We start from the raw sequence: 3,217 nt of genomic DNA on the forward strand, positions 1-3,217 counted from the left end.
GTTTTTCCTCCTTTTAGCTGCTGGTGATATTGAGAGAGTCGTTCTATTAATTGTGGTAAAGTTTCAATGAGGGCAGACTCAACAGCCGAGTATTCGATATTTTCAATAATTGGATCTACAGTTTTTTGTGAATCAAGCCGTTGTTCAATTTGAGTAATAGCTACTCCTAAGCCCTCAAAGGTGGTTCTTCCCTTATGCTGCTGGCAAGTTTTAGAAAGTTGTTCTATTAGTTGTGGTAACGTTTCACTTAAAGCAGACTCTACAGCCAACTGTTCAATATCCTCAGCAATTATATCGATAGTTTTTTGTAAATCAAGGCGTTGTGATAATGGCTCAATTGCTGTAAATATTTTGTCGAATGTGGCAATACCTTTTTTTAGCTGCTGTCTCAAAGGAGAAAATTGTTTTATTAGTTGCGGTAATGTTCCAGTGAGGGCAGAGGAGACAGCCGAGTATTCAACATTTTGAGTAATTGCGTCTATAGCTCTTTGTGATGAAAGTCGTTGCTCAATTTGAGTAATGACTGCTTCTAAATCGTCAAATCTACTTCTGACTCTTTTTTGCTGCTGTCTCAAGGGAGAGAATTGTTTTATTAATTGTGGTAAAGTTTCAGTGAGGGCAGACTCAACAGCCAAGTATTCAATATTTTCAGCTATTGCCCAAACAGTTTTTTGTGAACTTGAAAGTTCTGACTGTTGAGCAATAGCTGTTGTGTGAGCTAATTGCTGACTGCCTTGAGAGAGTTGCTCTAGTAATTGTGGCAACAAAGTTGTTAGGGTGGACTCAACTACTGACTGTTCAATAAAGTCAGAGATTACATCCACTGTTCTTTTTGATAAAATTTGTTGCTCAATTGAAGCAATCACTGCTCCAAAGTCATCTAATCTGGTTCTGGCTCCTAAGAGGTGTTGCTGATAGCCGTACAGTTGTTCTGTTAATTGTGGTAACGTTTCAACCAAGGCATCATCAACTATTGACTGTTGAATATTCTCAGTAATTGCGTTTAAGAGTTGTTCGGTAGTTGGTCGTTTGGCGTTTCCATTTTGTTCAAAACTGACATCACTTGCTGCGCCGTCAATAATTGCTGAATCTTCTGGGTTAACTTGTCTTGAGAAGTTCGTTGCTCGTTGACCTCGAAGCCAATCATCTGTAGAGCTTGGGTTAATTCTTGTACTAATGGCTCTAAGTTCGAGGACTTCTTGGCATTCAATGTCTCGGCTAACTGCTGTAAGAAGTCGCTCAACCTCTGTTGCTGGGCTACCTCTAAGCTCTGAATTTTTTCGGTGAGTTGAGAGTTCTTGATTTCTAACTGCTCGAAATTCTTGTTCAGTTTCCCGTGAGAGGTTAATAATTCCTCTATCTTCTCGGTTAATAACTGTATCTGGGTTGGGTTGTTGTTGGTTGTCATGGGTTTGTCCTATTGGTTGATTTGGTGAGGTTTGTTGTAAAGAACTTTCTTTAAGCTGAAGTTTGGGTGGTTCTATTGCAGCAACTTTTGAGTGTTGATTGTGCTGTTGCCAGTCCCTTAACTTCATTGCTTCATGGCTCAATTTTTCGTAAGCCAGTGGCCCACTTGCGACTATGAAATCGTCAACACCTTTAGAAGGCCCTGGCAAGCTGACGACCTTGACCCTAGCTCCAAGCTTCTGCAACAATCTTCCAGTTACGGAAATATCCCTCTCAATATTGAGCTTCGTTTTAGGCTTGGTTTCATAGTCAAAGCAGAATTTGATTTCTCGAGAAGGTGTGGCAAAAACTGCTAACTCTTCATGCAGGTAAGACTTGCCAATTTTCTTGCCAAACTCATCTTTGGGAGTTCGGTATCCCGCCGAAATCCCAGGTAGCCCAATGGCAGCATGACCCTGACTCAACAGACTGGCTGCTTTTTTAGCTCCTTCTGCGATCGCACAGGGGATATTATGTTTCCATACACAGTACCAAAATCCTGACTGGCGATCGCTATCACTGGGATTCACCTTGTGTTTGGAGTAAATGCGTTCGGCAATATCGTCAGGGACATTAAGCAGGAAGATGCTTAATTCAACCTTGGGAGGATGCTCATATTTGATGAATTTCCCTTCAATTATTTGATTATTCTCATCTTTTTTGGGTCTTGGTTGATTTGGCTTGTAGCATCCCCATCGTTTAAGAGTTGGTTTATCACCTGGGGTTAAATCAGCAAATGTTCGCGCATCAACTCCAGCATCACACCACCATCCTCCAGCATCAAGATGAGAATATGTTCTGATTAATCCCTCCGTTAACCTCCCGGTATTTGTACGATTAAGTTTTTCACTAACCATGAGTCTTTCCCAAGACTCATGCTCACCACCTGCATAGTTGAATTGAAGACTTTCAAAATTTTTTGCCGCAATATCAGGATGGATAGCGCTATCTTCAAACTCTTGCCAGTGCTTTGGTTCAAGAAAATTGGGAATGTCTTTACTTTGATGTGGTGTCCAAAATGCTTCTGTTGGGGCAGCAGATTTCAGTACTGGCTTGGAGAAAACCGATTCAACAGTATTATAGTTTGGTGTCTCTTTCAAGACGGGCAAGACTTTCGGTACTTTTATTGATGAATCATGGCTTGTTGTCCGGCTAGATGCGACTGATTTCACAATTGGCTGGACATTTGGAGTAGATACTGTCGTCTCTTGTTTTAGTACTGGCTTCTCAAAAGGGGCACTTATATTTATAGTTATTGCTTGGTGCTGCTCAATCGTCGATTTCTGAATTTGTTTTCGTAGCAATTCCAAAGCATTATCTTTGGCTTTCGACTGTTGCGCTAACTCTACCAATCGCGTTGGATCTTCGGTGTAAATTTTTAATTCATGCCTTGCACGGCTGGCAGCAACATAAAAACTTTCCTGTCCAATAGTGAAATCTGCCGAAATTAACACCCGATCCGCAGTTTTCCCCTGGCTACTATATGTTGTACTCACAAGGGCATAGTCTAAGTTTTGCGCCTGCGCCAAACTAATGCATTCAGTCCGCTCATCAGCATATTTAATCTGGACTATGTTCAGGTCGATCCCTGTTACAGTAAATTCCTGCCCGTTGCGTCGTCCCAATTGCCGATCGTTTTTCTTCCATTGCAAGCGATCGCCCACAGCAATTTCAATCTGGTGCCTCTGGTAAACGGGAGCAATGCGGTTTTGTCAGATCCGGTAAAAAACAAGCGATGCCTTCGGCGGGCGCAGCCATCGCAAAAATCAAA

General features: G+C 41.8%; 1 protein-coding gene. It reads right to left on the minus strand.

Annotated elements, in window-relative coordinates:
• On the minus strand, positions 1 to 3,110 hold a 3,110-nt coding region (locus ACEYW6_RS32385; RefSeq protein ID WP_412983013.1), incomplete at its 3' end, for a DUF3854 domain-containing protein.
• Positions 3,111 to 3,217 lie beyond the last annotated feature (107 nt).

It is taken from the genome of Nostoc sp. UIC 10607 (assembly GCF_047228265.1).
Taxonomy (GTDB): Bacteria; Cyanobacteriota; Cyanobacteriia; order Cyanobacteriales; family Nostocaceae; genus Nostoc; species Nostoc foliaceum_A.